Source organism: Micromonospora auratinigra, from assembly GCF_900089595.1.
Taxonomy (GTDB): Bacteria; Actinomycetota; Actinomycetes; order Mycobacteriales; family Micromonosporaceae; genus Micromonospora; species Micromonospora auratinigra.
On the sequence record NZ_LT594323.1, the window covers coordinates 1,405,571 to 1,430,795 of the forward strand.

Below are 25,225 nucleotides of genomic sequence, written 5' to 3' on the forward strand. Positions count from 1 at the left end.
GGGGGAAGGACGGGCGGATGACCGTGACGGTGCCGCAGGGCGGCCGGGTGCTCTTCATCGGCGACAGCATCACCGACGCCGGCCGGGACCGGACCGACGGCGGCGACCTCGGCACCGGGTACGCGATGATGGCCGCCGCCTGGTTCACCGCCCGGCACCCCGTGCACCGGGTCGACTTCGTCAACCGGGGCGTCAGCGGCGACCGGGTACGCGACCTGCGCGCCCGGTGGCAGGCCGACTGCCTGGCGCTGGCCCCCGACGTGGTGTCGATCCTCATCGGCGTCAACGACATGTGGCGCCGCTACACCACCGACGACCCGACCAGCGCCGCCGACTTCGCCCGCGACTACCGCGCGCTGCTGGAGTCGACCCGTCGCCTGGGCGCCCGGACGGTGCTCGTCGAGCCCTTCCTCGTCCCGCTCGACGACGCACAGCGCCGCTGGCGCGAGGACCTCGACCCGAAGGTCGACGTGGTCCGCCGGCTCGCCGCCGAGTTCGACGCGACCCTGGTGGCGGTGGACGAGCTGTTCCGGGCCGCCGACGTCGACGAGCGGACCTGGACCCGCGACGGCGTGCACCCCACGCCGTTCGGGCACGCGCTGATCGCCCAGGCCTGGCTGCGCGCGGTCACCCCGACCGCCTGAGCCCCGGACACGGGGACGCCCCGACCGCGGGTGCGGCCGGGGCGCCCGTGACGCCGGGGCGTCAGCCGGTGTACGGCAGGGTCAGCTTCGACTGGTTGCCGATGCCGAGGGTGGTGGCGGTGCCGCCGATGGCGTTCCAGACCTCGACCTTCACGGTGCCGTTGGCCAGGTTCCCGAGCGTGCCCACGCCCGAGTAGAGGCCCTTGGCGTCGGTGTAGTGCTCCCAGCCGTTGACCGGGTCGGTGGCGAAGTACTGGTACGTCTCCACCCGGTCGAAGGTGCCGTCACCGGTCAGGTCGTAGGAGACCCGGACCTGGGTGCCGTTGCCGACGTTCGTGCCGGCGTCGAGGAACAGGTCGAAGCGGGACTGCCCGCCGGAGTACGCCGCGGTGACGCCGGTGGCGGTGTAGACCAGCGCGTTGTGCGGGCTGCCGACCCAGCTGCCGTTCGCCGCGGTGACCGTGGCGTTGGCGGCGGTGCCGGCGCTGCCGGACAGGGTCTGCCCGGTCAGGTACATGTCCGGCGAGAACGCTCCCGGGTCGCCGGTGGGCGGCGTGGTGGGTGCGGTGCCGGTGTACGGCAGGACCAGCGTGGACGCGTTGCCGATGCCCAGGTTGGTGGCCCCGCTGCCGATGGCGTTCCACACCTCGACCTTGACCGCGCCGTTGACCAGGTCACCGAGGGTGCCGGTGGCCGACTTCAGGCCCTGGGTCTGCTTGTAGTGCTCCACCCCGGTGACCGGGTCGGTCGCGTAGTAGTTGTAGGTCTCCACCCGGTCCCAGCTGCCGTCGCCGGTCAGGTCGTACGAGATCCGGGCCTGCACGCCGTTGCCGACCGCCGTGCCGGCGTCGACGGCCAGGTCGAAGCCGCTGGTCCCGCCGTTGTACGCGCCGGTCAGCCCGGTGGCCGTGAACACCTGCGGGTTGGCCGGGGTGCCGTCGTGGTTGCCGTTGGCGGCGGCGACCGAGACCGTGCCGGCCGCGCCGGCCGTGCCGCCGAGGGCTCCGCCGGAGAGCAGGTACTGCGTCGGGCTCAGCGACGGCGGCGGGGTGGTCGGGCTGGGCGGCGGGGTGGTGGCGCTCGGCGGCGGCGTGGTCGGGCTGGGCGGCGGGGTCGTCGGGCTCGGCGGGGGAGTGGTCGGGCTCGGCGGCGGGGTGCTGCCGGTGGGCGGCGTGCCCATGTCCACGCCGCCGGTGGCGCTGCCACCGCTGAAGGTCTGCGCCCCGGAGGCGACCGTCCGCCCGGCCGGCACGTCGACCCGGGTGCCGTCGGAGAAGGTGACCGTCAGCGGCTTCGCGGTGATGTTCGACGCCACGTAGGTGCGGGCGGTGCCCTTCTTGAACACCTTGGCCAGCGGGTGGTTCGCGGTGATCGTGGCGTCCACGTTGCCCAGCGCGGCCAGGTTGCGGATCCAGTGGAAGGTGTGCGCCTTGCTCTCGCCCTCCTCGCTGGCGAAGGTGCTGTTGGCCCGGAAGTTCTGCAGCGCCTTGTCCCCGTCACCGAGGGCCAGGAACTCCCAGATGATGTCCTGCCAGACGCTCGGCGGGCCGCCCTTGTTGGTGACCAGCTCGTTGTAGTTGGCCAGCACGTACGCCGGGTCGTTGCCGAGGTAGAAGTGCCCGCCGGTGATCGGCAGCATGTTGATGCCCTGGATCATCTCCGGGGCCGAGGAGAACCAGGTGGCGTACGCGCCGCCGTCGCCCCACACCATGCCGACGGTCTTGTGGCCGAAGGCGGCGGGGAAGTTCTCGTCGTGCACGTCGAACCAGTACTCGGAGATCGCCGCGGACTGGGTGGTCCAGATGAAGATGCCGGCGTCGCGCACCGCGGCGTTGCCGGTCGCCTGGCCCCACTGGATCAGGGCGTTGGCGAAGTTCATCCCCTCCGAGGAGGACTCCTGGTTGTTGCCGGCGAAGAAGCAGGCCAGGCCGGAGGCCCAGTCGTGACCGGCGTAGATGTCGAAGTCGCGCAGGTACGGGAACCGGGTGTCGGTCCGGTCGTAGTTGTTCGCGTCGCGGATCAGCATGTCGACCATGCCGCCGTACTTGGTGCTCGAGGCCCAGGTGGGGTCGAACTTGGCCACCGTGGCCGCCGCGGCGATGAAGTAGCCGTAGTGGAAGTGGTGGTCGTTGAGGTCCTCGTCGGAGAAGTACGAGGCGGGGTAGCCGATCAGCGTGCCCCAGTTCTTGTCGTAGTAGAACAGCTGGCTGGTCTCACCGGAGCTCGCGGTCAGCCAGTTGGTCAGCCGGTTCTTCATCGCGGTCACCGCCGCGTCGCGAACGGTGGTCAGGCCGAGCTGGTCGGCGATCTCCGCGACCCGGGCGGCCCGGCCCAGGCCCTTGCCGGCCCAGTAGGTGTCCTGGCCGCTGATCCCCTCCGGGTTGGCCAGTTCGGCGTTGAGGTAGTTGGTGACCGTGGTGAGGTCGGCGCCCGAGGAGTCGCCCACCGCCGGCACCTCCGGCAGCACGCCGGTGTACTTCATGCTGGTGGTGAAGGACGCGACGCCGGTGAGCACCCGCATCGCGCCGCGCGGCGAGACGTAGGTGGGGGTGATCGGGGTGGCCCCGACGAGGCTGCGCCACTGGTGCGGGTAGAGCGACACCACCGTCTTGGTCTCGGTGCCCTCGCGGGGCGTGGTGGTGAAGGCGTACGTGGTGCGCACCGTGCTGGTCGCCGGGTCGTACTGGTAGCTCATCGTGGTGCCGGTGACGTGCGCGTGGGCGTACTTGCCGTACTCGGTGGCCAGCGCGGTCTTGTCGGCGGCGCCGCCCGGCAGCACCGCGACCGAGAAGTAGCCCTTGCCGCCCAGCGTGGAGCTGATGCCCGCGCCGCCGACCGTCCAGCCGGCCCCGGTCGGCGCGTACGCGACGTAGTCGTGGCCGTTGACCGTGAAGCCGATCATCGAGCCGGAGTTGGCCCACACCGTCGGCGCCGCGGTCGCGGTGATCTGCGCGTTGCCGCCGGTGATCTGGTAGTAGCTGAACGGCAGGCCGTGACCGATGGTGGCCCGCATGGTGCGCGCCCCGTCGTTCCAGTCCGCGGTGACCGTCCAGTCGGTCCAGTCGGCGGCCTTGACCACCGGCGCGCCCAGCCCGGCGACCCCGACCCGGATGTCCTCGGTGTACGGGAAGTGGTACTCGCCGACGCCGGTGGAGGTGCCGCTGATCGCCGGCGTGGTGGTGTACGACAGTCCGAGCCCGTTGTTCTCGGCGTGGTACGCCAGCGGGTGGGCCATCATGTTCTCGCTGGTGGCGCAGTTGTTGCGCTTCCAGATCAGGGAGGACCACCAGTCGTTGGTGGGGATGGCGCCCTTGGGGGCGTCGGCGGTGACGAACAGTCGCGGGTTCGTGCTGATGGTGCCGCAACCCTTGGGCAGCGCGGCCCCGGGCGGCAGGGTCTCGGTGTAGCTGCCGGCGCCGACGGTGCCGGCCTCCGCCGCGCCGGTGCCGATCACCACGACGCCGAGGACGCCGGCGGCGAGGAAGGACGCGGTGGCCAGGGCCAGGGCGCGCAGGCCGCGGGGGCGTCGGCCGGCGGCGGGTGTCGCGGAAATCGGGTCGGGACGGTCGCCCGGGGAGAAGTCCCGGAGGGGGAGTGGCATAAGGGGGTTCCCTTCGCGATGAGGGATCGGGGTACGGGGTGTGGTGCCGGGAGCCGAGAGAGCGCTCTCTTGGGGAGCGAGGTTAGGTTTCGGTTACGTCCTCGTCAATGGCTCATTACGACAGAGAGCGCTCTCTGGATGCACTCCCGCGAATGTCCGCCCCGCCCGCGCCGCAGCCCTGACCAGCCCCGACGAGGTTGGTGAAGATCGATACCCGCGGCCTCGGGGAGGCCGAAACCGGCCGGAAATTCGTTCCAAAAACGATCTTGCGAAGCGGTGTGGGCGCGCTCCCGCGCCGCACCGGCGCACGCCGCCCTCCCGACCGCTGCCCGCCCCCGCCCCACCCCACCCCACCCCCGCGCCTCGCGTCCGCGCCTTCGCCTCGCGTCCGCACCGCGCGCCGCCCCGCCGTGGATGATCAAGGGGTTTGCGTCAGGGAGTCGGCTTTCCTTGACCGAAACTCATTGATCAACTCAACGGGTGTGCAGGGGGCGGTGGGCCGCCGGGACGCGGCCGGCCGGGCCGGTCACGTCGGCGTCGGTGAGGGGCATGCCGGGTGGCGGCGCGCCGGCGCGAGCCGGCGTCGGCGGGCGAGTGCCCGTGATCCGGCTGGGCGTGGTGGTGGTCGCAGACCCGCGCCGCCCGGCAGGGGCACGCGGCTGCCCGCGATCCGCTCGAGACCGGTGGTGACCCCGGGGGCGTGATCGCGCGGCGGTGCGCCCGGAACCGGCAGTCGCCCCGACACGCCGGCGACCGCATGAAGGCGCGACCGGTCGGGCCTGCGACCGGTGTCGATCAGCATGGGCGCCGCACCGTCACCGCGGACCTTCCCCCTGCGCAGCCCGACCTGACCGCCCCACTCGTCGATCATGAGGTTGGCGGCAGTAACGGAGATCCAGATCGCCGCCAACCTCATGATCGACGACCCGATCGGCGGGGGCGCGATCGGGCCGGTGCGGCGCCAGCGCGGCCACCCGATCGGCGGAGCGCCATCGCGCCCGTCGGGCGGACTCAGCGCAAGCGCGCCCATCCGGTGCGGCCGTCGGCCCGAGCAGTGTCGCCGCCCGGTCAGCGGGCGCGATCAGGGCGGCCACCGCTCAGGGCCGGCGAGCACGGGCGGGAAGCCGATCCGGGCGTACGCCTGGGGTCAGGCGGCGGAGGTGACGGCGAGCTGCTCCCGGTGGGCCGGCTGCGGCAGGGTCTGCCGGCGGGCGGCCGGGACCAGGTCGGTGGACCAGCCGGTCAGCGGGTCGTGGTGCTCGTCGGCGGCGGGACCGGCCGGGGCGGTCGCCGGAGCGGCACCCGCCGGACGCGGGGTCCGCGCGGCGCGCAGCCCTTCCTGGGCGTTGTTCCAGGCGGCGCAGGGCCAGGCCGCGCCGACGCAGCTCGGGCTGACGCAGATCCGGTCGTCGTCGGGCTGGTGCGCGTCGGCCACCGTGGCGGACAGGCCCCACAGCAGCGGGTCGGTCACCTCGGCCGGACGGTCGGCGCGGTCGGTGCTGGCTTCGGACATGGCAAGGTCCCCCCTCTTCGAGCGGAGCCATCTTTTCCGGTACGGCCCGGCGCCAAACCTGCCAGGGGGATCTTTTGTGATTCGCCACCCGGCGGGGCGCGGCATAGGCTGGCCGGCGTGGCCAGGTACTACGACGTGCATCCGGACAATCCGCAGCCCCGGGTGCTCCGGCAGATCGTCGACCTGCTGCGTGACGACGGCCTGATCGCGTACCCGACCGACTCCTGCTACGCCCTCGGCTGCCGGCTCGACAACCGGGCCGGCGTCGACCGGATCCGGGAGATCCGCAAGCTCGACGACCGGCACCCGTTCACCCTGGTCTGCGCGAACTTCGCCCAGCTGGGCCAGTTCGTCAAGCTCAGCAACTCGGTGTTCCGGCAGGTCAAGGCCGCCATCCCGGGAAGCTACACGTTCATCCTGCCGGCCACCGCCGAGGTGCCGCGCCGGCTGCAGGACCCGCGCCGGCGCGCCGTCGGCGTCCGGGTGCCGCGGCACACCGTGACCCAGGCGCTGCTCGCCGAGCTCGGTGAGCCGCTGCTCTCCAGCACCCTGCTGCTGCCCGGCGAGGACGAGCCGATGACCCAGGGCTGGGAGATCAAGGAACGTCTCGACCACCAGGTGGACGCCGTGCTCGACGCCGGCGACTGCGGCCTGGAGCCGACCACCGTCATCGACCTGTCCGGCGACGAACCGGAGATCCTGCGCCACGGCGCCGGCGACCCCGCCCGCTTCGAGTAGCGATCGGCCGTTCCGGCCCCCCACGTCCCGACCGTGCGGCACGGTGGGACGCGGTGGGCAGGTGACGGAGGTACGACGTGAGCGCACTCGTGCTGATCGCGGTGCTCGGCATCACCGTGCTCGTCGGCACCACCATCGGCGGCCGCTACCGGGTCGCCCCGCCGGTGCTGCTCATCGCCTTCGGCGCGCTGCTCGGTCTGCTGCCGCCCTTCGCCGACGTGGTCCTCGAACCCGAGGTGGTGCTGCTGCTCTTCCTGCCCGCGATCCTCTACCGGGAGAGCCTGGTCGTCAGCCTCCGCGAGATCCGGGCCAACCTCGCGGTGATCGCCCTGCTGGCCGTCGCGCTGGTGGTCATCACGATGGTGGCGGTCGCGTACGCGGCGAAGGCGCTCGGGGTCGAGCCGGCGGCGGCCTGGGTGCTCGGCGCGGTCCTCGCGCCCACCGACGCCGCGGCCGTGGCCGGCCTGGCCAAGCGGATGCCGCGCGGCATCCTCACCACGCTGCGGGCGGAGAGCCTGATCAACGACGGTACGGCCCTGGTGCTCTTCTCCGTCACCGTCGGCGTGATCGCCGGCGGGTCGGTGCCCGGGGCGCTGGGCCTCGCCGGTCAGTTCGTCGGCAAGGCCGTCGGCGGGATCGCGGCCGGGCTGCTGGTCGGTGCGGTGGTGATCCAGATCCGCCGGCACGTCGACGACCCGATGCGCGAGGGCGGCCTGAGCATCCTCACCGCGTTCGTGGCGTTCCTGCTCGCCGAGGTGGTGCACGCCAGCGGCGTCCTCGCCGTGGTGGTCGCCGGGCTGCTGCTGTCGTACGCGGGACCACGGGTGATCCGGGCGCGCTCGCGACTGACCGCGTACGCGTTCTGGGACCTCGCCACCTTCATGATCAACGGAAGTCTCTTCGTGCTGCTGGGCATGCAGGTGCCCCGCTCGCTGCGCAGCATCACCAGCCACTCGCCGATGCAGTCGCTGGCCATCGCCGTGGTGGTCGCCCTGGTGGTGGTGGTCGTCCGGCTGATCTGGGTGCAGGTGTCCGTGGCCGGCTTGCAGGGTGTCGACCGGCGCGCGTCGCGTCAGGCCCGCCGCTTCGACTTCCGGGTCCGGGCCGCCATGGGCTGGGCCGGCTTCCGGGGCGCGGTCTCGCTCGCCGCCGCGCTGGCCGTCCCGGTCAGCACGCACGCCGGCATGCCGGTGCGCGAACGGGACCTGATCATTTTCGTCACCGTGGTGGTGATCGTGCTGATCATGCTGGTGCAGGGCACCACCCTGCCCGCCGTGGCCACCTGGGCGGGGCTGCGCGGTGACCGGGAGCGCGAGCACGAGGTGCGCTGGGCGCGGATCCGGGCCACCGAGGCGGGGCTGGCCGCGCTGCCGCAGGTCGCCGCGGAGCTCGGGGCCTCCCCGGACGTGGTGGACCGGTTGCGCGACGACTACCAGGAGCACCTGGACGACATCCGGGCCCCGCGCACCGAGGAGAACGTGCGGCAGGGGGAGGCGTCGCGCCGGCTGCGGCTGGAGGTGCTCGAACACAAGCGGCGCGAGATCAACCGGCTGCGCGACGCCAACGAGATCGACGACGCGGTGCACCGGCAGGTGCAGGCCGGCATCGACATCGAGGAGGTCCGGCTGCTCGGCCCGGAGCCGGAGGACTGACCGCTGGTGGCCCACTCGAAGACACGTAGAAGTTCTTCAATATCGACAATCATCGCGATAGCATCCTTCCTCACCGGCCGGCGGACCCGCCCGGCCCGACCTGCGGGAGGGGCTCACCCATGCCGACCAGAACGCGCCGGCTCGCGCGCCGGGCAGCGGCGCACGCACATCAACGCGCACGCCAACTCCAGCATCGAGGACAACGGCGCGCCGGTCGACATCCCGCGTACGGCCTGCGCCGAGCAGCAGTTCCAGGAGATCAAGGACCTGGCGATCCGGAAGAAGGACGAGGGTCAGGTCATCGTCAGCGGTGACCTCAACATCGACTTCAGCGAGGACCGGGCGTACGGGTACGCGAAGTTCCCGTGGCAGGTCTTCGAGGCGAACTCGCTGCCGAACCTGCGCTCCTGTTACAACCTCTACGGTGAGAAGGGAACCGGCACGCACGGCAGCCGGCACATCGACTACGTCTACTTCTGGAAGCGGCTCGAGGACTTCCGCTACCTGTGGATGACCGACTACCAACTGGTGACCGGTACCAGGTCCGACCACAACGGAGTCGTGGCGACCTTCGCGATCGAGCTGTGACCCTGCGCCGAGGCTGAGGCTGAGGCAGCCCGGGCACCCACGGGACCCGTCCGTACCCCAGGATGGGTCCCGTGGTCACGAAGGAACAGGCGGTCGCGCTCGTGACGGCGCTGCTCGCCGAGGAGCGCCGCACGGGCCGGCTCGGGCCGGCGATCGAGGAGCTCGCCGTGCTGGACGTCGAGCGGCACCCGCTGGGCTGGCTGGTCTTCTGGCAGTCCGCGCGCTACGTGCGTACCCGCGACGTGCGCGACATGCTGATCGGGCAGGGCCCCTACCTGGTGGACGGCGAGGACGGCAGCATCCACCACGTCCCGGTGACCAAGCTCATGACCGACGACTGGGAGATCCGGTACCGGTGGCAGGTGCGCGGCGAGCCCCGGCCGGACCCGGTACGCGACGACGTCCGCGCGGTGCTGCGCGACGAGGGATCCCTGCCCGCGATGCGGCACCTGCGCCGGCGCTGTCCCGCGCTGAGCCCGTTCGATGCCAGGGCATACGTGTACGCGCTGCGCGACGGTGGTGAGCCGCCGGCTGACCTGGTGCGTCGGACCCGACCGCCGGGGGAGGAGGACCGGATGCCGGTCACCCAGCGGCGCGCCGGCCCGTGCCGCTGACCGGGCGGCCGGTCGCCGGTCGCCGGTCCAGGTCGTGGATCGTTGTCTCCGGCTCAACGATCGTGGCGGAATCCTGCGTTGATCATCCGCTCGCGTCCCGGCAGGCTGGTCGTCGTACCGCTACCGAGCAGGAGGACGACGACATGACGCAGCACAGGATCATCGCCCGGCCGCACCGGATCGAGGGCTGACCCGATGTCCTTCCAGGCGTACCTCGACGCGATCGAGGACCGGACCGGCAAGACCCCCCGCGTGCTGGTCGACGAGGCCAAAGGCCGCGGCTACGACCGGGCCGACGTGAAGGCCGGCGTGATCGTGGACTGGCTGAAGGACGAGTACGGCCTCGGTCGCGGGCACGCGATGGCCCTGGTACACGTGATCAAGAAGGGGCCGACGATCAGCGCCAAGCATGTCGGCTCCACCGGCACGCACCGCGACGCCACGGACACCCTCTGGCTCGACGGTAGGGCGACCCGGCCGAGTTGAGCCGGACCGGGGCCCGGCGCGGACGACGCCGCGCCGGACCCCGGCGAACCTCAACCGGCGGTGCAGGTGGGGACGGCGGAGGGCCCGGTACCGGTGCCCTGGAAACCGAACTCGGTGCTGGTGCCGGCGGCGACCTGGCGGTTGTAGTCGACGTTGCGGAACGTCAGCGCGCCGCTGGTGCCACTGGGCTGGGCGCTCCAGGTGTTGGTGACCGTCGCGTCCGACGGCAGGGTGAGCCCGACGGTCCACCCGGTGAGGCCGCTCGCCCCGGCGGTGACCCGGATGCTGGCGACGAAGCCGCCCTGCCACTGGTTCAGCGTCACCGACGCGGTGCAGCCGCTGCCCGACGGCGGCGGGGTGGTGGGCGGCGGCGTGCTCGGCGGCGGGGTGGTCGGGGGAGCGGTCGTCGGGGGCGGCGTGGTCGGCGCGGCGGTGGTGGGCGGCGGGGTGCTCGTGCCGCCGGCGTTCAGTTCGGTGAGCACGGCGGTGTACGCGGGCTTCTTGTTGCCGCCGGCGTCGAAGAGCAGCGGGGTGCCGCTGGCCCGCCAGGAGTCGCTGTCGCGGATGCCCCAGACCGTGATGCCGGTGCAGCGGGCCACCGCCAGGCAGTCGCGGACCACGTTGCCGTAGGTGGTGGCCTGCGTGCTGCCCGAACCCTCGATGTCCAGCTCGGTGATCTGCACGTCGACGCCGAGGTCGGCGAAGTTCTGCAGGGTGGTGCGGTAGTTGCTCGGATACGGCGAGCCGCTGTTGAAGTGCGACTGGAAGCCGACGCAGTCGATCGGCACGCCCCGGGCCTTGAAGTCCTTGACCATGTTGTAGACGCCCTGCGTCTTGGCCCAGGTCCAGTTGTCGGTGTTGTAGTCGTTGTAGCAGAGCTTCGCGCCCGGATCGGCGGCCCGCGCGGTACGGAAGGCCACCTCGATCCAGTCGTCGCCGGTGCGCTGCAGGTTCGAGTCGCGGCGGCCGCCGCCGCTGTCGGCGTACGCCTCGTTCACCACGTCCCAGGCGTAGATCTTGCCCTGGTAGTGGGTGGCGACCTGGGTGATGTGGTTGACCATCGCCTGGCGCAGCGCGGCGCCGGAGAGGTTCTGCGCCCAGCCGGGCTGCTGGGAGTGCCAGGCCAGCGCGTGGCCGCGTACCCGCATGCCGTTGGCCTGCGCGTGGCTGACGATCCGGTCGGCGCTGGAGTAGGTGAACTGCCCCTGGGTGGGCTCGGTGGCGTCCCACTTCATCTCGTTCTCGGGGGTCACCATGGTGAACTCGCGGTTGAGGATGCCCACGTAGGTGGCGTCCGACAACTTGTACGCGGCCACCGCCGTACCGAAGTAGCGGCCCTTCTCGGCCGCCGACGCGCCGAGCGTGGTGCCGGCGCTGGCGCTGCCGCCCAGCACCACCGTCGCCGCGATCATCGCGACCCCCGCCGCCGCGCAGAGCAACGCGGTCCGCGTCCGCCGGGCCGTCGGGCCCCCGGGGTCGCGGGCGAGCACTGAATCCATCACGAAGCCTTTCCCTTGCCGTGGATGTGGTGATGCGCCGCCCCGCGACTGCCCGCCACGGTGGCCGGTCCGGCGCACGGTCGCCCGGAGGCCGTGCGCGGCGGGAGGTGATCCCGTCCACAGTGGGTCGATCGAAGCGATCTCCCCGAGAGACTACCGGAACCGTTCCGAAAAATTAAACGTCGGTCACTGCTCGTGCCGATGCCGCACCACCGGGTGGCCGGGCCGGTGTCAGCGACCAGACGGTACCGCGCTGCCGCTTCGAACAGGTGATATGGCTCGCGGTGGCGGATGCCCGGCGGCCGATTCGTACCCGGGCGGGCAGCCGAAACTTCCAGGACTCCGCTGCCGGTAGCCGTGCTCGTCGACCAGTGCCGCGCGCCGTGTCCCGTCCCGGTCGGCGGTCGGGGGTTGAGTGCCCGGCGCGGCGAGCGGATCCTGAGTATATCGACACCTGGCGATAAAGGAGGCTCCATGCGCCGTCCGTCGCTCCTCGCGCTCATCCTGGTCGCACTGCTCGCCGCCGACCCGGCCGCCGCGCAGGCCCGGCCCGCCCCGGCCACCTCCCTCGCCGCGGTGCACACCCCCGGCACCGCCTGGGGATACGACCCGGCCGCCGGCCGGCACACGCTGACCGTCGACGACAGCGTGACCGGGGCCGACCTGGCGGCGCTGCGGGTCACCGCCGCCCGGACGGGCGCGCTGCTGCGCCGGGAACCCGGCCGGCTGCGCACCCTGATCGCCGGCGGGCAGGCCATCTACGGCGGCGGCACCCGCTGCTCGCTCGGGGCCACCGTCCGCAGCGGCACCACCTGGTACTTCGTCACCTCGGGGCACTGCGCCACCCGCGCCGGCACCTGGTACGCCGACAGCGCGTCGACCACCGTGCTCGGCACCCGCGCCGGCAGCAGCTTCCCCGGCAACGACTACGGCCTGATCCGCTACACCGGCACCGTCACCCACCCCAGCGCCGTCTACACCCACCCCGGACTGCTCACCATCCAGGGCGCCGGGAACGCGGTGATCGGGCAGTACGTGTGCCGCAGCGGCGCCACCACCGGCGTGCGCTGCGGCTCGGTCACCGCCCTCAACGCGACCGTCAACTACGCCGAGGGCAGCGTGTCCGGGCTGATCCGCACCAACATCTGCGCCGAGGCCGGCGACAGCGGCGGCCCGCTCTACGTGCCGTCGACCGGCACCGTGCTCGGCATCCTCTCCGGCGGCAGCGGCACCTGCACGAGCGGCGGCACCAGCTACTTCCAGCCGATCACGGAGGTCCTCGCCGCGTACGGCGTGAGCATCCCGTGAGTCCTGTGACCCGGGGCACCTTTCCCGCGATCGGGAATCATGTCGGCGGCGGGTGATTTGCTGCCAGGTGTGAGCCCTGCGAAAACCCCCACCGTGACCGCCGTCGCCGCACCGACCGACACCCCCGGCGACCTGATGGGCGCCCGGCAACGGGCGCGGCTGGTCCTCGTGCTCGGCTCGCTGATCGCGATCGGGCCGCTGACCATCGACATGTACCTGCCGGCCCTGCCGGCCATCACCACCGACCTGCACACCACCTCCGCGGCCGTGCAGCTCACCCTGACCGGCACCCTCGCCGGCCTGGCCCTGGGCCAACTGCTGATCGGTCCGCTCTCCGACGCCGTCGGTCGCCGGGCGCCGCTGCTGGCCGGGATCGCGCTGCACGTCGTCGCCTCCGTGCTCTGTGTCGTCGCGCCGAACGTCACCACGGTCGGCGTGCTGCGGGTGCTGCAGGGCCTCGGCGTGGCCGCCGCCTCGGTGGTGGCCACCGCGGTCGTGCGGGACCTGTTCAGCGGCGCCGCCTTCGCCCGGCTCTTCTCCCGGCTGATGCTGGTGATGGGGGCCGCCCCGATCCTCGCGCCCACCCTCGGCAGCGGCCTGCTGCGCTGGTCGGACTGGCGGGGCGTGTTCGCCGCCCTCGCTGTCTTCGGCGTCCTGCTGGCCACCGTCGCCGCGTTCGGCCTCGCCGAGACGCTGCCGCCCGCCCGACGCCGCCGCGGCGGCGTCGGCGCCACCGTCCGCGACTACCGGGCCCTGCTGCGCGACCGGACCTTCGTCGGGCTCGTCCTGGTCACCGGCCTGGCCATGGCGGCGCTCTTCGCGTACGTGGCCGGCTCGTCGTTCGTCTTCCAGCAGCAGTACGGGCTGGACGAGCAGGAATTCGGGGTGGCCTTCGGGGCCGGCGCGGTCGGCCTGATCGGCGCCACCCAGTGGAACGTGCGGCTGCTGCGCCGCTACACCCCGCAGCGGATCCTGGTCGTCGCGCTCACCATCGGTTCGCTGGCCGGGCTGGTGCTGCTCGGCTTCGCCGCCACCAACATCGGCGGCCTGCCCGCCGTCCTGGCGTCGCTGTGGGTGGTCCTCGCCGCCGCCGGGCTCGCCCTGCCCAACGCGCCCGCCCTGGCGCTGTCACGGCACGGCGAAGCGGCCGGCACCGCCGCGGCACTGCTCGGCGCGGTGCAGTTCGGCGTCGGCGCGCTGGCCGCGCCCCTGGTCGGGGTCCTCGGCACCGGCGCGCTGGCGATGGCCTCGGTGGTGGCCGGCGGCATGCTCGCCGCCGTGACCGTGCTGCTGGTGGGCGTGCGACCGGCCCGCCTGGCCGAGCTGTCGGCCGACCCGGCCGTCGTCGCCGCACACTGAGCCGGTGACCGCGCCCCGCGCCGGGCTGGCGAGCCGCCTCACCCACGTGCGGTGGCTCGGCGACGGCACCGGCGCGGGCAAGAGCACCCTCGCCGCCCGCCACGACGTGCGGGTCCACGACGGCGATCGCGCCGAACGCGACTACGTCGGCCGGGGCCGGCCGGGGAGCAGCCGCACCTGTGGGCGCTGCTGCGGACCCCGCCCGCGCGGCAGTGGAACGGGCGCACCGGCGAGGAATTCTTCGCCGCCATGCCGAGCCTGCACGGCGAGACGTTCGGCTTCGTTCACACTGAAGAGGTCACGGGTTCGATCCCACTATCGCCCACGCAGGTCAAAGGCCGCTTCCCGGCTCCGGGAGGTGGCCTTTCTGCTGTCGTACAGCAGCTTGTACAGCAGTTCTCGTCAGCGGCTCAGTGAGTCCCCGAGGCGCTTGAGTGCGTCTCTCGTCTTCGTCGAAGTGACCTGCGTGTAGACCCCCATCGTTGCGGAGAAGCGGGCGTGCCTCAGCACCTGCATGGCGACTCTGGGGTGGACTGTCGGTTCTCACCGAACCTTTCCGTACGCCAAGAATCTTTTCGGAGAGGATTGCAGTGCTCCGCCGAGAATTTCACCGAACCGGTCTACCGCCCGATGGGGCACGATTCCGGCCGGTGCGATCGGTCCTGTAACCCGGCCAGACGAGCCTCGTCATAGCGGCAGCCGCGCGTGGAGGCTCTGCCGCGTCACCCCGACTCGCGGGGCAACCTCGCCGACCCGATCCGGCCACCGTCGCCAGCACCGGCAGCTGACCCGGCTGTCCCGCGGCGCCGGCCCCGGCGACCAGCGCCGCCCGTCCCAGGTCACAGCGCTGAGATGTGCACGCCGAGCGCCAGCCGCGGCAGCTGCTTCCACGCCGGCGGCGCCTGGCCGACGTGCTGGGCGCCCCCAGCTCATCGAACGCGGCGCGCTCTCTTGTCAGGCACACCGGCCCTGGCGACAGTCAGGTAGCGCTCGGTGCTGGGTAGGCTCGGTGGTGGCCGGCTGGGCAACAGCTGGCATGCTTCGGCCGCATGAGGAAGATGGCCGCCCTGGTTGTACCGATGCTCGCACTGCTCGTCGGCTGCTGCGGCGGACCACCAGGCCTCGGCCGGCACCGAACGGAGACCGGTCGCGCATGACCGGTACAACTCCAACTATTCCCCGTGACGCCCTAGGCCCGCTGCCGCCACAACGGAGACCGGTCATTTACGGCCGGTGCAGGTAGCTCTTCCCGCTGGACCGGGACCGCCTGTACGCGGCGACGCCCCAACGAAGACCGGCCATGTACGACCGGTGTGACCCTAGATCGTTGGCCGGTATTTCTCCTCTTCACTCGTGCCACTACTATCTCCTCCGCTCCCGGTCAATGGTCCCGAATGGAAACCCTGTCCGGAAACCTCCAGGCAGCCCAATGCTGGGATCTTGATTTGCTGGTCCTGTCGTACCGGGCCCCTACGATGTGCCGATGACGCGATTCGTGCAGCAGCCCGACTACGAGGGTGCGGAGTTCATCGACCTGTCAATGGCCAGCGCAACCTTCCGCGAGGTGGATCTCAGCGGCGCCCGGATGCGTGGCGTGCTGCTGTTGGACGCCGACATCGACGGGGCGATCGACGGCCTGCGCGTCAACGGCGTGGAGATCATGCCATTGATCGAGGCCGAGCTGGATCGCCTGCACCCCGAACGGCTTCGACTGCAGCCAACCACACCCGAGACGATGCGCGATGCGGTGGATGTCATCGAGGAGCTGTGGCAAGCGACGCTGCGACGCGCAAGCGTGCTGCCAGAGGAAGCCGTCCACAGATCAGTGAACGACGAATGGTCGCTCGCCCAAACCCTGCGCCACACGATCTTCGTCGTGGACGCCTGGTATGGCCACGCGGCGGCCCTTCGCCCGAACCCGTTCCATCCGATCGGCGTACCCGCATCGTTCATCACCAACGGCACCGAGTTCGGCATCGACGAGTCGGCCGCGCCCACCCTCGGCGAAATCCTCGCCGTGCGCGCCGAGCGGATCGCCGATCTGCGCGCATATCTGGCGCAGGTCACGCAGGAGGAGCTGGACCGTGTGCGGGGGCCGAACACCGCGATCGGCTGCCCGCCGCCCGCCGAACGTACGGCGGTCAAGTGCCTGCAAGTCATCTTCAGCGACCAGTGGGCGCACGTGCAGTTCGCCGACCGCGACCTGGCCATCCTGGAACAGGAGTATGCGTGATGCTCCGGGAGGTCCACTGCTACGCCGTCCGCGTACTCGTTTGACAGGCCAAACGCAGAATTCGCCGGTGGTGTTGATGTGGCAGGTGTGACACGTCGCGGTGGTTGCGTGACAGACATTGGCTGGCCCAGCTGCGGATCGGCGGTGTCGCGGCAGGCGAAGCACGATGTGGCCTGTCCGTGCGGGCAGGTTCCGGCGTTGCTGCGGGCGCGGCAGGGTGCGCGGCGGCAGCCGCAGCGCTGCCGGTTGCGCAACGGGCCGCACACGCCGCCACCTGGGCGCGCGCCGGCCGTTGCCGCTGTCGCTCTGCGGCCGTCACCCCTGATGCCCGGCGGCTGGCGCGGAGAGCGGGAAGTCCGGTGGGCCGCCGCAGAACGACAGAGGCGCTGACCGGTGGGTGATGGGCTGGCAGCCGGCCGGGCCGCGCGGCCACGAGCCCGCGCGGCGTAGGGGAGCGGACGCCGGCCGTTTCGGCGAGCTGGCGGTGGCCGCGGGGTTGCGGTTAGGGCGCCTCCGGCGGGGGCGCTCCGGCTCCGGGACGGCCGGGGCTCCGCCGGCGGGTCGCGGTCCGTGGGTGGTGGCGGTAGGCCATCCCGTCTGCCATCGACCCGGGCGAGCCGAGCAGACCACCGCCCGGCCCGCCAGCGTCCGAACCTGTGTCAAGGTCCGCTTGACGTGGCGGGCTGGGCCGCGGCCCGCTCCCCGGGAGGGCGGGCCGATGGCAGACGGGATGACAGCAGCGCAAGGCGATTAGTTGTCGCCTTCGTCCTTTACCCAAGGAGCAGGGTGTAGCCGCTCCGTAGGCAACTCCTCAAAAGCGGACTCGGCAGGGTATGAAGCCGGCGAGCGCGCGGTCAAAACCAGTGCAGGCAGTGCGGGGAGCGCTCGGCGCGGAAGAGAGCGTCAGCGAGGGTCGCCGCGCTTGGGCGGTGGGACCGGATGTGTCCGGCACGCACGAGCGTGCTCGGGGCGGTGCCGCCGAGGTAGATCGAGCCCAGGTCGCTCACGTCCAGGGACAGGTCGGGCTCCCGGTCCGTCGGGACGCAGTCGGCCTTGCTGTCCCGGACGGTCAGCAGGTAGCGGCCGTGCTCGCCGAGGAACGGGTCGTCGACGTCGAGGACGAGCTCGCCGTCGGTGAACCAGCTGCGCGCGGTCAGCGCACGCGGAACGTCCAGCAGCCGCACCCAGAGCCAGTCAGTGTGGTCGCTCACCTGGCCGGCGCGGAAGTCTGCAAGCTGCCAGCGCAGCGGGTGCTCGGGCGGGACGTGCTTGAACACGACCTGAGTGACCAGGTCGTGTCCGAGCACGAATCGGGCCAGGGCCGTGAAGACTGCGTCGTCGGTAGCGATGGTCTCGTCGACCGTCAAGGTGCCGGGCTCGCCGAGCGAGTAGCTGGCGTACCCGTCCGGGCAGCCATCGTCGTCACGGTGGACGGCGACGTAGCGCGGTGCCGCAGCGACTGGGGGCTGACCTGCGCCCAGCGACCACCAGCGGCGCGGCCGCGACAGCGCGCCGGGCTGTGCGCGGCGGTACCGGTCATAGATTTCTTCCAGGATCTCGCCGCACTCGGCACGACGCAGCACCTCGACCGAGCCGGCGGCCGGGGCGTCGGCCGTTCCGCACGCCCGGGGCGGGGCGAAGGCGGCCTGGTGGCGCTGCACCGTCAGCCGCTGCGTGTAGGTCGCCGGTCCGTAGCCGAACCTGCCATAGATTGGTGCCTCGGTGGACAGCAGCGCGGAGAGGAACTCCCCTCGGGCCCGGAGTTCGGTGAGCTGATGCCGCATCATCGCGCTGAGCACGCCCTGGCGTCGGTGCGAGGGCAGTACGCCGACGAAGCTCACCCCGGCGGCCGGGACGAGCATCTCACCGGGCAGGGTGAGCTCGAAAGAGTACGCACCGGCGGTGCCGACGGGCCGCCCGTCCGCCGTCATGGCGAGCAGGTTGCGGTCCATCTCGAGAGCCGACCACCACACCCCGCGGCCATCGGTCGGGGTTTCGGGGAAGCGCCCGAACGCGGCATGGAGTGTGTCGACGAAGACGTCGAGGTCCTGGTCGGTCGTAGGACGAATCTCCATTGCTGCCGCCGTCTCCTCGGGATACCGGCCACGACTCGTGGCGTCGCGCCACAGTGCAGCGTTACCCGTGGCCAGGTAAAGCGAATTACGGCTGGGCCCGCGGCAGGTCAACACAGCCCAAGCCCGAGCCCGGTGCCAGATCCCTCGCCCCCGACGCCCGCTCCAGCACGTAGGTGCTGTTCGAGAAGTTCGTGTGCAGGGCTTGGCGCTGTTGCCGTTCGGCGGGGTCGTCTCCGCGTAGGTCCCACCAGGGGTCGGCGAAGACGGGTTGCTTGTCCACGGCCTCATCTTTGCGCAGCTCGTGGCGGTTCGGGCGTGCGGACCTTGAAGCGGGTGATGTCCTTGCCGGTGGTACGGGGGACTTCGGTGAGGAGTTGGCCGCCGTGTGAACGCGGAAGGTGGTGTCGGCGGCTTCGATGGTGAGTGTTCGGCCGGCGTGGATGGTACCGACGTGGATGCGTCGGCCTGCGATGACCAGGGTCCTCGGCAGTGGACGCGGCGTTCGACCCGCACCGGTTCGGATGCTGGGGTGGGTGGTGCTCCGGCGGGGCGGGCGTCGCGGATGCCGGCAATCTCAGCGGTGCTGAGGGGGTGGGGCAGGCTCCGCAGGAGGATGCCGTCGGTGGTGATTCGCATGAGGCCGCGGTCGCGTCGGACGGTGATGCGGCGGCCGGCGAAGTGGTAGCCGACGGGTGTTGCCGTCCGGCGGGACTGATCAGGCCGGTGGCGTTGACGAGCCGTTCGCCGGGTCGTGCTGCCAGGGCAGCCGGACCGGCCGCGGCGGGCGGCGGCCGGCCCGCAGGTCCGCGAGCAGCGGGCCCAACCCGAACGGGTAGACGACCTCCACGGCGGCGGCCAGCTCGTCGAGCGACCACCAGCGGTGCCCGGCGTGGTGGTCGCGTTCCAGGGCCTCCATCCGGCCGGTGTCGACCTCGTGGCCGTCGACCCGCAGGTGGAAGAAGTCGTCCCGGAACACCCCACGGGCCCACCCCAGGTCGGCGTAGCCGGCGGTGTGCGCGACCGGCCGACCCAGTTGTGCCGGGGTCACCGTCAGGCCGATCTCCTCGTGCAGCTCCCGGGCCGCGGCGTGCGCCAACGGCTCGCCGTCCCGGACGCCGCCGCCGGGGGTGACCCAGCCGTACCGGGGCTCGGGGTCGGCCGGCGTGAAGCGGAAACGCAGCAGCAGGATCCGCCCGGCCCGGTCGAGCAGCAGCACCCGGGCCGACCGGCGCCGGTACGGTCCGGACGCGGACATGCCGGTGAGCGTACGAGAGCCGCCCGCCGACGCGCCACGGTGTTCCGCTCGGACAAGCAGGGACCCGGCCGCGCTGTAGCATGCCGCGCATGTATGCGCTCTACGCGTGGGGAAACTTCATCAGCGAGGTCGGACTCGACCGGCGGCCGGCCTGGCTCGATCCGGCGGTACTGCGCGGCGAGCAACAGGTCGTCGACGAGAGCCTGATGATCGGCGACACCGACACGCTGCTGGTCGACGGTCCGGGCACGCTCTTCGAGATCGATGACGACGACAAGAATCTCGTGCCCGGTCGTGAGCTCGTCGGCCGTGACCTCAGTGGTGTCCTGTGGCGGGTCTCCCGCATCCGGGCAGCCACCGACGGCACCCGCGAGGATGCCCTGCGCATCGTCGCGGCGATCGAGGAGGACGGCGACTACTACGAGGAAGATGAGCGGCACGAGTACAACTCGGTCCCGGTCGGCGAGGTCGTCACCCTCTGGGAAGACGCTCACGGTCAGTGGACGCTGGCCCTGGTCGAGCTCTGAACCAGGGTGACCGCGGACGGTGCACGGCATCGGCCGGCCAGGGCGCCATTGCTCCTCGTGACCAACGGGGACTGAGCAGCCAGGCAGGGGCATGGCGGTGCTCCGGACCGGACGACGCTCCCGAGAGGAGTGCGGATGGAGGCGCGATCGCGTCGGACGCGACGCCGGCTGTGGTGGGCGGCGGCCCTGGTCGTGGTGGTGCTCGCGGCGGGTGCCGTGGCGGCCCTGGCGTATCCGTCGGTCGCGGCCGCCACCTGCCCCCGCTGCTACGGGCTGGAGCCGGTGCGGGACGGCCTCTACGCCGAACGTGGGCTGTCGACTGCCGACCGGCAGCGGCTCGTCGAGACGTACCAGGAGGCGGTGCGGCGGGTCGACGGCTTCTACGGGGGACGCCGTAGCAAGCCGGTGGTGCTGGCCTGCGTGACCGCGGGTTGCTACCGACGCATCGGTGGCGGCGGGGAACGCGGGATCGCGATCCTCGACCGCGCGGTGCTGCTCTCGCCGCGCGGCATCGACCCGGTGATCGCCGCGCACGAGTTGTCGCACGTCGAGTTCCACGAACGGCTGGGCTCCCGGCGGGAGCAGGTCCCCCAGTGGTTCGACGAAGGGCTGGCGGTGCTGGTCGCGGGGGACGCGCGGTATCTGCTGCCGTCCACCGCCGGCGACCGTTGCCGCGACTCCGCGCCGGGCCCGCTGCCGCGCACCCACCCGCAGTGGCTCGCCGCCGCCACCGCCGACGAGCAGGTGTACGCCAGGGCCGCCTGCCGGGTGTTCCGGTGGACCGCGGCGCGCGGCGGCGACCGCGCCGTGCTCGACCTCGTCGACCGCCTCCGCCGTGGCGAACGCTTCACCGACCTCGTCGAGGACTGACCGTCCCGGACCAGCCCTCGGTGCCGTAGCGGCCGGCGACTCAGTGCGTGGCGGTCGTTCCGGTCTGTGGCTGCCACTCCCGCCGGAGCAGTCCGTAGACCCACGAGTCGGAGACGTCGCCGTCGACCACGCAGTCCTCGCGCAGCGTGCCTTCGCGGACGAACCCGAGCTTCTCCAGCACCCGGGCGGACGCCCCGTTACGGGTGTCGGCCTCGGCCTGGACCCGGTTGAGGTCCAGGGTCTCGAACGCCCAGCGCAGCAGCGCGCCGGCGGCTTCCGTCGCGTAGCCGTGGCCCCACGCCGCCTCGCGGAAGCAGTAGCCGAGCGAGGCGCTGCGGTACTCCGGGTTCCACCGCACCAGCGTGCACCAGCCGAGGAAGGCCTGGTCGTCGGCGCGCTGCACGGCCAGCCGGACCCCGGTGCCGTCCGCCGCCAACTGACGGCAGGTCGCGAGGAACTGCTCGGCGCGGGCGCGTTCGGTCCACGGTGCCGAGTCCCAGTAGCGCAGCACGAAGGCGTCGCTGTGCAGGGCGAAGAGGTCGTCGGCGTCCGTGTCGTCGAAGGGGCGCAGGCGCAGCCGGGCGGTGTTCAGCGTGGGGGTGGGCAGTGGCACGGTCGGGTTTCCCTCCGGGCGTGGTGGCCGTTCCACCAGACACCGCGGGGCCCCCGTACACAACGGGTTTTCTTCGGTCGGGCACCGCGCCGCACCCGCGGGCCCGGTCGCGGTTCGTGCGGTCGCACGATGTCCGCCAAACGTCCGCCCGCTCGTCCTGTTCCCGCCGGCGTCGGTGGCATGGGATCTTCTCAGGCCGACGATTGTCGGTTCGAGTGGACCTGTGTGCCGTGCAGGTCGTGTGAACGGGGGCCCATGAAGGCGAAACGACACTGGTGGCACGTCCTGCGGAGGGCCGGACTCGATGCTGCCGTCGCGCAGCAGTCGGTGCGGCCGCGCCGTCCACGATGGCGGGTCCGGCTCGCGGCGGCCACCGCCCTGGTCGCCGTGGTCGGCCTGGCCGCGGTGCCCGCGCCGGCCGGCGCGGCGTTGCCGAACCCGGACTTCGGCGCGAGCATCGACCCGTATGCCGCCTACGACGGGCAGGACACCTGCGATCAGAGCGCGAAGCCCGGTCCGGTCGCGGTCCGCGACATGCTCACCGCCGAGTACGGCAAGCACAATTCCGGGATCGGCCGGGACTGTTCTATCGGCGGCCCCAGCGAGCACAAGGAGGGCCGGGCGCTCGACTACCACTTCGACTACAACGACATCGACGACCGGGCCAGAGCCAAGGACTTCCTGGACTGGCTGCTGGCCACCGACAGGTACGGCAACAAGCACGCCAACGCCCGCCGGTTGGGCGTGATGTACGTGATCTGGAACCGACAGTGGTGGCGGTCGTACCACTCCGACTGGGGCTGGCAGGACTACACCGGAGAAAGCGCGCACACCGACCACATCCACATCAGTTTCAGTTGGGACGGCGCGTACCAGCGCACGAGCTGGTGGACCAAGGCGCCGACCCCGCCCGCCCCGCCCGCCGAGCCGGTGACGGCGGTCAGCAACGCCGGGATGGCGCTCAACGGCCTGTTCCACGTGGTCGCGCTGGGTGGCCCGAAGGGCATGCTGCACCACGTGTACGACCCGGACACGGGCTGGCTGCCGGTGCGGGACGTGCTGAGCCCGATCGCGTCGAAGCCGTCGGTGGTGCCGTTCGGCGGCAACATGACGATCTTCGCGCGGGGCACGGACGACCTGGTGAAGTACCGGTCGCTGACGCCGAACGGCTGGGACGACGGCTGGAAGGAGCTTCCGGGCCGCATCGACGGCGCGCCGGCGACCGCCGTGGTGGACAGCCGGTTGTGGGTGGTGGCCCGGTCCGGCGGCAAGGTGAGCTACCGGTTCCTGGGCGACACCGGGTGGAACTCCGACGGCGTGTGGCGGTCGCTGGACCAGCCGAACAAGGATGTGTCGATCCTGTCGGACCCGGTGGCGACCGTGTTCAAGAACCGGCTGTACGTGGTGGCGCGGGGCTCGGACAGCCGGCTCTGGGTACGGATGTTCAATCCGGCGGTGTCCACCTGGACGGACTGGTTCGTGTTGCCGGGATTGGTGTCGGGTACGCCGGCCGCGGCGGCTCGCGGGAACACGCTGCTGGTGTTCGCGGCGACGAGCAGCGGTGCGGTCCGCTACCACGCGTACACCGACGGCGCGCCGAGTTGGGACACCGACAAGGCCCTGGGTGGCGCGGTGTCGGGGAACCTGACCGCGGTGCGGTCGACCGGTGACGTGCTGTACGTCTTCGGGCGCACCGCCGCGGGGGACCTGGTGTACCGGTTCCTCGACGACAGTGGCTGGAACGACGACGCGACCACCTGGCGGACGGCGGGTCGGCCGTCGGGGGTGACCCTCGACTCGACTCCGCTGGCCATCCCGTACGGCGCGACGTTGTTCGTCGGCGCCCGCGGCAACGACGCGGACCTGCACGCCCGATCCCTGGGCAGCGGCGGCTGGGGTTCCTGGGTGACCCTGGACGGATACCACGCGCCCATCTCCTGAACCGGCCCGGCGCTCCCCGGCAGGGGAGCGCCGGCCGCCGGCAGACCGACGCCGTCCGGTGCGCACCGCACCGGACGGCGTCGCGTGGCCCGGCCCGCCGGTAGGGTCGGCTCGACACCCGCCGGGACGGCTGCGCACCAGCCGGACGCACGCGGGTGATCCGACGCGGGAGGCGGGCGATGGAGCACGGGGCGGTGGAGGCGGCCGCGGCGCTGCTGGCGCGGGCGCGCCGGGTCGTGGTGTTCACCGGGGCCGGCATGTCGGCCGAGAGCGGCGTGCCCACCTTCCGGGACGCCCTGACCGGCCTGTGGCACCGCTACGACCCGCAGTCGCTCGCCACCCCGCAGGCCTTCGCCGCGGATCCCGACCTGGTGTGGGGGTGGTACGAGTGGCGGCGCAGCGCCGTGCGGCGGGCCCGACCGAACGCCGGGCACCTGGCCGTGGCCGCGATCGAGGCGCACGTCCCGCAGCCGCTGGTCGTCACGCAGAACGTCGACGACCTGCACGAGCGGGCCGGCTCCCCGGACCCGGTGCACCTGCACGGCAGCCTGTTCGCGCCCCGCTGCTGCGCCTGCGCCCACCCGGCCCCGGCGGGGGCGGACGCCGACGAGCCGGCCGGCGGCCGGCGGCTGCCGCCACCGCGCTGCGTACGCTGCTGCGCCCCGGTGCGGCCGGGCGTGGTCTGGTTCGGTGAGGCGCTGCCGCAGGCGGCGCTCGACACCGCCGCGACGGCCGCCGCCGACTGCGACGTGCTGCTGACGGTCGGCACCTCGGCGCTGGTGTATCCGGCGGCGGAGATCCCCCGGACGGCGGCCCGGGCCGGCGCGGCGGTGGTGCAGGTCAACCCGGGACCGACCCCGCTGGACCCGGTCGCCACGCTGAACCTGCGCGGACCCGCCGCCGAGGTGCTGCCCGCCGTCGTCGGGGCCGCCTGGCCCGACTGACCCGCACCACCCGGCCGGGGGCGGGTGCGGTCAGCGGTTCTCGGGGACCGCCATCTCGCCCAGCAGCGACCAGTCCTGCTGCGGCACGGAGGCGTTCACGATCCGGGGCGTCTCGGCCAGGTGCGGCGGCAGGGTCTGCTGCGCCTGCCGGAAGTGCGCCGACTGCACGTGCGCCCCGCCGGCCTCGTCGTCGCGGAACGCCTCGACCAGGACATACTCGGTCGGGTCGTCGAGGCTGCGGGACCAGTCGAACCACAGGCACCCCGGCTCGGCCCGGGTGGCCTCGGTGAACTCGGCGGCGATCTGCGGCCACCGGTCGGCGTGCTCCGGCAGCACCCGGAACTTGGCGGTAATGAAGATCATGCGCCCCAGGCTACCCAGGTCGGGGCCGGTCGGCAGCGCGGCACGCGACGGGCCCGTAGGGTGACGTCATGATCACGTGCGTGGTGCACTACACCATCGATCCGGCGCAGATCGAGGCGTTCGAGCGCTTCGCCCGGGCGTGGATGCGGCTGGTGGCCGCGCACGGCGGCGTGCACCACGGCTACTTCCTGCCGGCCGAGGGCGCCAGCGACCGGGCCGAGGCGCTGTTCAGCTTCGAGAGCCTGGCGGCGTACGAGCGCTACCGTGCCCGTTTCGGCACCGATCCGGAGTTCGTCGCGGCGGACCGCATCCGCGACGAGTCGGGCTGCGTCCTGCGCTACGAGCGCACGTTCATGCGCCCGCTGCTGCCGACTGACTGATCCCCGCGCCGGGGGAGCGGCC

The 25,225-nt window shown here is 72.2% G+C and carries 21 protein-coding genes and 1 pseudogene; 14 read left to right on the forward strand and 8 right to left on the reverse strand.

Annotation, left to right across the window (positions count from 1 at the left end; translation table 11 throughout):
- The first annotated feature begins 17 nt into the window (after positions 1-17).
- The gene (locus tag GA0070611_RS06170; protein ID WP_091658876.1) at positions 18-644 is read left to right on the forward strand and encodes an SGNH/GDSL hydrolase family protein; all 627 of its coding nucleotides are present in this window, start codon (positions 18-20) and stop codon (positions 642-644) included.
- A 61-nt stretch (positions 645-705) separates the two neighbouring features.
- On the opposite strand, the gene GA0070611_RS06175 is transcribed toward GA0070611_RS06170, so the two are convergent.
- Both GA0070611_RS06175 and GA0070611_RS31695 read right to left on the reverse strand, forming a co-directional pair.
- A complete protein-coding gene (locus tag GA0070611_RS06175) occupies positions 706-4,245 on the reverse strand; it encodes a glycosyl hydrolase (RefSeq protein WP_091658879.1) in 3,540 nt (1,179 codons plus the stop codon).
- 1,147 nt (positions 4,246-5,392) lie between these two features.
- Entirely contained in the window at positions 5,393-5,758 is a 366-nt protein-coding gene (locus GA0070611_RS31695; protein WP_231921343.1) for a hypothetical protein, read from the reverse strand.
- A gap of 117 nt (positions 5,759-5,875) precedes the next feature.
- Here GA0070611_RS31695 and GA0070611_RS06185 point away from each other — a divergent pair, with 117 nt between their 5' ends.
- The 5 genes from GA0070611_RS06185 to GA0070611_RS06210 all read left to right on the forward strand — a co-directional run bounded on the left by GA0070611_RS06185 (position 5,876) and on the right by GA0070611_RS06210 (position 9,836).
- Entirely contained in the window at positions 5,876-6,496 is a 621-nt protein-coding gene (locus GA0070611_RS06185; protein ID WP_091658884.1) for an L-threonylcarbamoyladenylate synthase, read from the forward strand.
- Between the two features lie 77 nt (positions 6,497-6,573).
- Positions 6,574-8,148, forward strand: a complete 1,575-nt coding sequence (locus GA0070611_RS06190; RefSeq protein ID WP_231921344.1) for a Na+/H+ antiporter — start codon at positions 6,574-6,576, stop codon at positions 8,146-8,148.
- Positions 8,149-8,154: 6 nt separating this feature from the next.
- Positions 8,155-8,736, forward strand: a complete 582-nt coding sequence (locus tag GA0070611_RS06195) for an exonuclease/endonuclease/phosphatase family protein (RefSeq protein WP_091658890.1) — start codon at positions 8,155-8,157, stop codon at positions 8,734-8,736.
- Between the two features lie 71 nt (positions 8,737-8,807).
- Positions 8,808-9,350 carry a YrhB domain-containing protein gene (locus GA0070611_RS06200; RefSeq protein WP_157740216.1) on the forward strand — a complete coding sequence of 181 codons (543 nt, stop codon included), beginning with the start codon at positions 8,808-8,810 and terminating at the stop codon, positions 9,348-9,350.
- Positions 9,351-9,545: 195 nt separating this feature from the next.
- Positions 9,546-9,836, forward strand: coding sequence for a DUF4287 domain-containing protein (locus GA0070611_RS06210; RefSeq protein ID WP_091658902.1), 291 nt, complete (start codon positions 9,546-9,548; stop codon positions 9,834-9,836).
- Between the two features lie 50 nt (positions 9,837-9,886).
- On the opposite strand, the gene GA0070611_RS06215 is transcribed toward GA0070611_RS06210, so the two are convergent.
- The gene (locus tag GA0070611_RS06215) at positions 9,887-11,335 is read right to left on the reverse strand and encodes an endo-1,4-beta-xylanase (protein WP_091658905.1); all 1,449 of its coding nucleotides are present in this window, start codon (positions 11,333-11,335) and stop codon (positions 9,887-9,889) included.
- A gap of 474 nt (positions 11,336-11,809) precedes the next feature.
- On the opposite strand from GA0070611_RS06215, the gene GA0070611_RS06220 reads away from it, so the two are divergent.
- Positions 11,810-12,643 (forward strand): S1 family peptidase, encoded by an 834-nt coding sequence (locus tag GA0070611_RS06220; RefSeq protein ID WP_091658913.1) that lies wholly within the window; start codon positions 11,810-11,812, stop codon positions 12,641-12,643.
- A gap of 135 nt (positions 12,644-12,778) precedes the next feature.
- Positions 12,779-14,002 (forward strand): multidrug effflux MFS transporter, encoded by a 1,224-nt coding sequence (locus tag GA0070611_RS06225; protein ID WP_091672559.1) that lies wholly within the window; start codon positions 12,779-12,781, stop codon positions 14,000-14,002.
- Positions 14,003-14,404: 402 nt separating this feature from the next.
- Here the strand turns inward: GA0070611_RS06225 and GA0070611_RS31700 are convergent.
- Positions 14,405-14,536 (reverse strand): annotated as a pseudogene (locus GA0070611_RS31700) (site-specific integrase); the annotation flags it as partial.
- 949 nt (positions 14,537-15,485) lie between these two features.
- Here GA0070611_RS31700 and GA0070611_RS06230 point away from each other — a divergent pair.
- Complete coding sequence (locus GA0070611_RS06230) at positions 15,486-16,235, forward strand: DinB family protein (protein WP_091658920.1); 750 nt, start codon at positions 15,486-15,488, stop codon at positions 16,233-16,235.
- 854 nt (positions 16,236-17,089) lie between these two features.
- On the opposite strand, the gene GA0070611_RS06235 is transcribed toward GA0070611_RS06230, so the two are convergent.
- Together GA0070611_RS06235 and GA0070611_RS06250 are read right to left on the reverse strand one after the other, a co-directional pair.
- On the reverse strand, positions 17,090-18,424 hold the full coding sequence (locus GA0070611_RS06235) for a GNAT family N-acetyltransferase (RefSeq protein WP_231921345.1): 1,335 nt from the start codon (positions 18,422-18,424) through the stop codon (positions 17,090-17,092).
- 601 nt (positions 18,425-19,025) lie between these two features.
- A complete protein-coding gene (locus GA0070611_RS06250) occupies positions 19,026-19,565 on the reverse strand; it encodes an NUDIX hydrolase (protein ID WP_091658930.1) in 540 nt (179 codons plus the stop codon).
- Between the two features lie 89 nt (positions 19,566-19,654).
- Here GA0070611_RS06250 and GA0070611_RS06255 point away from each other — a divergent pair, with 89 nt between their 5' ends.
- Together GA0070611_RS06255 and GA0070611_RS06260 are read left to right on the forward strand one after the other, a co-directional pair.
- Positions 19,655-20,092 carry a hypothetical protein gene (locus GA0070611_RS06255; protein WP_091658933.1) on the forward strand — a complete coding sequence of 146 codons (438 nt, stop codon included), beginning with the start codon at positions 19,655-19,657 and terminating at the stop codon, positions 20,090-20,092.
- A gap of 135 nt (positions 20,093-20,227) precedes the next feature.
- Complete coding sequence (locus GA0070611_RS06260; RefSeq protein ID WP_091658936.1) at positions 20,228-20,962, forward strand: hypothetical protein; 735 nt, start codon at positions 20,228-20,230, stop codon at positions 20,960-20,962.
- A gap of 40 nt (positions 20,963-21,002) precedes the next feature.
- On the opposite strand, the gene GA0070611_RS06265 is transcribed toward GA0070611_RS06260, so the two are convergent.
- Entirely contained in the window at positions 21,003-21,575 is a 573-nt protein-coding gene (locus GA0070611_RS06265; RefSeq protein ID WP_091658939.1) for a GNAT family N-acetyltransferase, read from the reverse strand.
- A 255-nt stretch (positions 21,576-21,830) separates the two neighbouring features.
- On the opposite strand from GA0070611_RS06265, the gene GA0070611_RS06270 reads away from it, so the two are divergent.
- Positions 21,831-23,516 carry a hypothetical protein gene (locus tag GA0070611_RS06270; RefSeq protein WP_157740217.1) on the forward strand — a complete coding sequence of 562 codons (1,686 nt, stop codon included), beginning with the start codon at positions 21,831-21,833 and terminating at the stop codon, positions 23,514-23,516.
- A 179-nt stretch (positions 23,517-23,695) separates the two neighbouring features.
- On the forward strand, positions 23,696-24,460 hold the full coding sequence (locus GA0070611_RS06275; RefSeq protein ID WP_091658945.1) for an SIR2 family NAD-dependent protein deacylase: 765 nt from the start codon (positions 23,696-23,698) through the stop codon (positions 24,458-24,460).
- A gap of 30 nt (positions 24,461-24,490) precedes the next feature.
- Here GA0070611_RS06275 and GA0070611_RS06280 read toward each other — a convergent pair whose 3' ends face one another.
- Positions 24,491-24,823: a putative quinol monooxygenase gene (locus GA0070611_RS06280; RefSeq protein ID WP_091658949.1), complete on the reverse strand. Its 333-nt coding sequence runs from the start codon at positions 24,821-24,823 to the stop codon at positions 24,491-24,493.
- Positions 24,824-24,891: 68 nt separating this feature from the next.
- Between GA0070611_RS06280 and GA0070611_RS06285 the strand changes: the two genes are divergently transcribed.
- Positions 24,892-25,203 carry an NIPSNAP family protein gene (locus GA0070611_RS06285; RefSeq protein WP_091658952.1) on the forward strand — a complete coding sequence of 104 codons (312 nt, stop codon included), beginning with the start codon at positions 24,892-24,894 and terminating at the stop codon, positions 25,201-25,203.
- The last annotated feature ends 22 nt before the right edge of the window (positions 25,204-25,225 follow it).

Excerpts from the sequence above, each read along its gene's own strand:
- GA0070611_RS06255 (WP_091658933.1), top strand. The coding sequence starts at position 19,655 with ATGTATGCGCTCTACGCGTGGGGAAACTTCATCAGCGAGGTCGGACTC.
- GA0070611_RS31695 (WP_231921343.1), bottom strand. The coding sequence starts at position 5,758 with ATGTCCGAAGCCAGCACCGACCGCGCCGACCGTCCGGCCGAGGTGACC.
- GA0070611_RS06225 (WP_091672559.1), top strand. The coding sequence starts at position 12,779 with ATGGGCGCCCGGCAACGGGCGCGGCTGGTCCTCGTGCTCGGCTCGCTG.
- GA0070611_RS06260 (WP_091658936.1), top strand. The coding sequence starts at position 20,228 with ATGGAGGCGCGATCGCGTCGGACGCGACGCCGGCTGTGGTGGGCGGCG.
- GA0070611_RS06215 (WP_091658905.1), bottom strand. The coding sequence starts at position 11,335 with ATGGATTCAGTGCTCGCCCGCGACCCCGGGGGCCCGACGGCCCGGCGG.
- GA0070611_RS06285 (WP_091658952.1), top strand. The coding sequence starts at position 24,892 with ATGATCACGTGCGTGGTGCACTACACCATCGATCCGGCGCAGATCGAG.
- GA0070611_RS06220 (WP_091658913.1), top strand. The coding sequence starts at position 11,810 with ATGCGCCGTCCGTCGCTCCTCGCGCTCATCCTGGTCGCACTGCTCGCC.
- GA0070611_RS06230 (WP_091658920.1), top strand. The coding sequence starts at position 15,486 with ATGACGCGATTCGTGCAGCAGCCCGACTACGAGGGTGCGGAGTTCATC.
- GA0070611_RS06270 (WP_157740217.1), top strand. The coding sequence starts at position 21,831 with ATGAAGGCGAAACGACACTGGTGGCACGTCCTGCGGAGGGCCGGACTC.
- GA0070611_RS06275 (WP_091658945.1), top strand. The coding sequence starts at position 23,696 with ATGGAGCACGGGGCGGTGGAGGCGGCCGCGGCGCTGCTGGCGCGGGCG.
- GA0070611_RS06250 (WP_091658930.1), bottom strand. The coding sequence starts at position 19,565 with ATGTCCGCGTCCGGACCGTACCGGCGCCGGTCGGCCCGGGTGCTGCTG.
- GA0070611_RS06170 (WP_091658876.1), top strand. The coding sequence starts at position 18 with ATGACCGTGACGGTGCCGCAGGGCGGCCGGGTGCTCTTCATCGGCGAC.
- GA0070611_RS06175 (WP_091658879.1), bottom strand. The coding sequence starts at position 4,245 with ATGCCACTCCCCCTCCGGGACTTCTCCCCGGGCGACCGTCCCGACCCG.
- GA0070611_RS06210 (WP_091658902.1), top strand. The coding sequence starts at position 9,546 with ATGTCCTTCCAGGCGTACCTCGACGCGATCGAGGACCGGACCGGCAAG.
- GA0070611_RS06280 (WP_091658949.1), bottom strand. The coding sequence starts at position 24,823 with ATGATCTTCATTACCGCCAAGTTCCGGGTGCTGCCGGAGCACGCCGAC.